Raw genomic sequence first — 4216 nt, 5'->3', positions numbered from 1 at the left:
CGGCCTCGTCGCGTTTCACGGTCGGATCGCCGAGCTGATCGACGTAGGCGGACAGAAGTTCAGCTCGATCGAAGTCGAGGAACTGCTCGCCGACCTGCCAGACATCGGGCCCGCAGCGGTGGTGGGGCGGCCGGATCCCCGGCTCGGTGAGTATCCGTGCCTCGTCGTCACGGAGGGGGCAACCGTAACCCTGCGCGCCGTCACCGAGCACCTCGTCACCAAGGGCATGGCACGGTACAAGATGCCGGTCGCCATCGTCGTGCTGCCGGCAATTCCGCGTACCGCGACCGGAAAGATCGCCCGACGCCGGTTGGCTGACCTGGTGGCCGACTTCGCGGCCCAGCAGCCGGGACGATCGGTCGGCCCGGCCGATTCCGCCTCGTTGCTGGAATTGGTCATGGCGGGGGCACGCACTGTCATCGCGGAGCTCTCGGGCGACGCCGCGCCGACGGAGGTGCGCGCGGACCTGATGCAGCACGCCACCTTTCGTGACCATGGCATGACCTCGCTCGGCGCGGTACGGCTGGCCCACGAGCTTGGCGAAGCGACCGGGCTCGCACTCACCAGCACCGCGATCTTCGACCATCCGACACCGGCCGCGCTTGCCGCTTACCTGGCCGGTGCCCATGACCTCGTCGATGCCGCCACCCCGAAGATCGACTTCGCCGCCGAGGTCCGGCTCGCGGACGACATCATCCCCGCGGCCGAGGTGGTGGCCGCCGTGGCCGAGCCGGATCACCTCCTCCTGACCGGCGCCACCGGATTCGTCGGCGCTTTTCTGTTGCGAGACCTCGTGCGGGACACCGGTGCGGTCGTGCACTGCCTGGTCCGTGGCGCCACCGAACGGGACGCGCTGGCGCGGCTGCGCGCGAACCTGGCGTACTACCGGTTGGCGGTGGACCCGACCCAGATCCAGATCGTCCTGGGCGACCTCGCCCAGCCGCGGCTCGGTCTGACCGAGGAACGTTTCGACGACCTCGCACGGCGGCTCGACGGCGTCTACCACGCCGGCGGCGAAGTGCACTGGTTGCGGCCGTACCAGGAGCTGAGGGCTGCGAACGTGTCGGGCACCGAGGAGATCCTCCGCTTGGCGGCCCGGCACCGCACGGTGCCGGTGCACCACATCTCGACCATCGGCGTGTTCGGGGCTGCCGATGCCGGAGAGGCTCCGCTGCGTCCCGCCGATCCGACGGGGCCGCCGGAGGCCCTGGACAGCGGCTACCGCCAGAGCAAGTGGGTAGCCGAGAAAGTGATCGATATTGCCCGGTCCCGCGGCCTGCCCGTCTCGATGTACCGGGTGGACGCCGTGTGCGGCGATCAGGTCAACGGCGCCTGCCAGACGCGGGACTTCGTGTGGCTCAGCGTCAGGGGAATGGTGCAGGCCCGGTCCGCGCCGCGCGATCTCGGCGGGACGTTCCGTATGGTCCCGGCCGACTATGTGAGTGGTGTGGTCACGGCGCTGTCCCGGAACGAGGCCGGCGGCACGTTCCATGTGCAGAACGACACGGCGTTGTCATTCGCCACCCTGGTGCGGCAGCTGCGGTCGTTTGGTTACCAGATTGAGGACCTGGACGCCGGCGACTGGGCTGAGCGGGTACGCGCCGACCTCGACAACGTCCTCAGCCCCCTGCTCGACACATTTCAGGCGATCACGGCACCCGACGCGGGCGAACTCCCGCCGCTGGATACCAGCGCCACGCTCGCGGCGGGCGGTATCCCATGCCCAGCCATCACGTCGGAGCTGGTCGAGACCTATGTGAAGTTCTTCGTGAGGACGGGGTTCCTCCCCGAATCGAATACGGCGCCGACGGCGGCAGTGGTGGCAGAGCGCGCAGGCACAGGTGGCGGTGAGCTTTCGCGACACGTAGTGTGACTGCGCGACGTACGCGACTTTTCGGAAGTTCTGCGACCAGATTTAGAGCGCCCGAGGATAGGACTGTCCGGCTCGCGGCTCATCCGCGTCCCGCCCGGCCGCGTTGTCGTCCGTCGGCGCCCACCACCAGGGCGCCTTCCTCCGCCGCCTTGCCGGACCGGGCGCGGATGAGCCGCTCGCTGATCGAACGCCCTATCCTCGGGCGCTCTTATTACCCCTGCCTTGAGGCGACCGTCGGCCGGCCCTACGCGTTGTACGTCCACGGCAACAGCGATACGACCGGCGCGGGTCCGCGGCGTCGGGGCCATCGCCACCGGCCTGAAATGGAAACGTCTACGCGAGCCGCTCACCGTGATTGGCGAGGCGGACGCCGGCGCGCGCGAGGCTTGCTGGGAGTTCGGCGCCACGGTCGCCGCCAGTCTGATGGCCGGTTGAGCACCGCGCCCGTGGCCGTGGTCGTGTGGATCGAGTCCTGGCGTGCGGTGCTGTCCCGTCAGATGCGGATAATCGTGATAGTCCGTCCACTGGGGCTTGTGGCGGTCTCTGAGCCCAGCTTGGTGGCGACGCGTTTGCGTTCGGCGGGTCGCTGGTCAAAGATCACGAGGTGGCCGGCGGAGAGGCCGAGGCGGAGCAGGTAGCCGTCCAACTGGCTGACGCCGGCCTTCGTCGGATCCTTGTCGCCGGGCCGGTGGGTCTTGACCTCGAGAGCTTCGCGCTGGACGGCGGGTCTGCCGTCGGGCTCGGTGTAGGTCCAGCGGATGAGCAGGTCGAGTGCGCCGCGTCCGACGCCGTATTCGCGGTCCACGAAGCCGCTTCCATTGATGGCGCGGTCGAGGTAGCCGAGCAGGGTGACGTGGGGGGTCACTTCGCGGTAGGGCTCGTCGGCTTCGAGGATGTCCTCGGTCCGGTGCCAGAAGTCGGTGAATCGGGTGAGCAGGCCGGGCAGGTCGAGTCGGCCGTCGGGGAGTATGAACGAGCGGGGCCGGGGCGCGCCGAGAATCCCCTCGAAGAGACCGTCGGCAAGGAGTCGCGTGATGACGTTCCGGTAGATCGGATTGGCTATTTCGACCGTTGTCGCGGTTCGTCGGATCAGTCCCAGGTCGGTGGTGTAGGCGAGGTCGTCGGCGAACGGGTCGAACCTGACCTGCGTGCCGGCGAGGATGGGCTCGATGATCCGTCTGACGCGGGGGTCACGGAGCTTGTCGAGTAGGGAGTCCAAGTGGGTCTCACGGGCGATCGTGATCCGTTCGGCAGCCTCGTCGACATGCTCGCCTGTGATCGTCACCGTCGTTGGCACCTTGATGCGGTTGACGATCTCGTATGCGAGGGCGTTGACCAACCATGGCTGGCCCATCGTCAGTGCGTAGGCGTACTCGACGGCCTGTGAGGTGAACCGTTGGCCGGTGTCGGTGGTGTGTTGTCCATAGAGGGTGCGGACCTCGTCGATGGTGAAGTCACTCAGCCGCAGCGACGTCACCGCGATGTTGAACGGGCTTGGCGATGTCAGCCTGGTCGGGTCGCCGCCTGCGGCAATCTTGTAGTCGCGGATGTCGCGCAGGCCACAGAGCGCCACGGACGCGGGGAAGCCGGTGGGGCGGTCAGCGAAGCCGTCCCGCAGTTGGCGAAGCACGCTGAGCATCGTGCGCCCCGCGAGAGAGTCGATCTCGTCGAGGAAAAGAACGAGTGGTCGCGGGCAGGCCTCCGCCCAGGTGGCGAATGCGTCCGAGAGGAGCACTTCGTCCCAGCTGTCCGGCCATGGCGGTGGACGCAACTCGGCGGGCAGGTTGGTTCGTGCCGCGCGACGGGCACGGCCGAGGATCGCACGGGTGGCCGCGCCGACGTCATCCGGCCAGGGCTGTCCGGCCTCCATTGACAGCACCACTGCCGCGTGGCGCCCACTCGTGGTCAGTTCGGCGGCTAGTGCCCGTAGCGCCGTTGTCTTGCCCGATTGGCGGGGGGCGTGAATAACAAAATATTTCTTGTCCTCGACGAGATCTGGAACTTCCGGGAGCCGTGCTGGGGCTGGGATCATATAATGATCGATCGGCACGCACGGTCCAGTCGTGTTGAACGAGCGAGTCATCACCCACCACCCTCCGATCCGTCGCGCTCCACTGATCGCAACTTTACGGAACCGCGGTGGGCATCGCCTCGCGAGCGGCGAGGACGTGCTCGATTCCGAGCTGCTCCGTCAGGCGCGTCAACGCCGGACGGAGCAGCTGGAGCGGTACTCCTGCGGCTCGGATAGCCCCGTCAGTACCATCCCCTCGGCCAGCCGATGACAGGCGGCAGATCCGGTGCGTCCCGTGCGCACGGGCGTGGTCTTGGCGGTCCGTCCACACC

General features: G+C 67.9%; 2 protein-coding genes and 2 pseudogenes. 2 read left to right on the top strand and 2 right to left on the bottom strand.

All coding sequences use genetic code 11. The features are described 5' to 3' along the window. Window positions 1-1873: thioester reductase domain-containing protein (locus MJ797_RS22880; protein WP_239341074.1), on the top strand; the 1873-nt coding region annotated here is incomplete at its 5' end. Between the two features lie 209 nt (window positions 1874-2082). Next, window positions 2083-2308, top strand: a pseudogene (locus MJ797_RS22875) (flavodoxin); the annotation flags it as partial. 58 nt (window positions 2309-2366) lie between these two features. On the opposite strand, the gene MJ797_RS22870 reads toward MJ797_RS22875, so the two are convergent. After that, entirely contained in the window at window positions 2367-3956 is a 1590-nt protein-coding gene (locus MJ797_RS22870) for an AAA family ATPase (RefSeq protein WP_239341072.1), read from the bottom strand. 43 nt (window positions 3957-3999) lie between these two features. Then, window positions 4000-4216, bottom strand: a pseudogene (locus MJ797_RS22865) (hypothetical protein); the annotation flags it as partial.

This window comes from Protofrankia sp. CiP3, from assembly GCF_917627345.1.
Taxonomy (GTDB): domain Bacteria; phylum Actinomycetota; class Actinomycetes; order Frankiales; family Frankiaceae; genus Protofrankia.
The sequence above is the reverse complement of the archived record's forward strand: the minus strand, read 5'-3'. Positions and strand labels throughout refer to the sequence as shown.

What these genes read in the sequence shown, in the direction of transcription:
- MJ797_RS22870 (WP_239341072.1), bottom strand. Translation starts at nt 3,956, where the DNA reads ATGACTCGCTCGTTCAACACGACTGGACCGTGCGTGCCGATCGATCAT.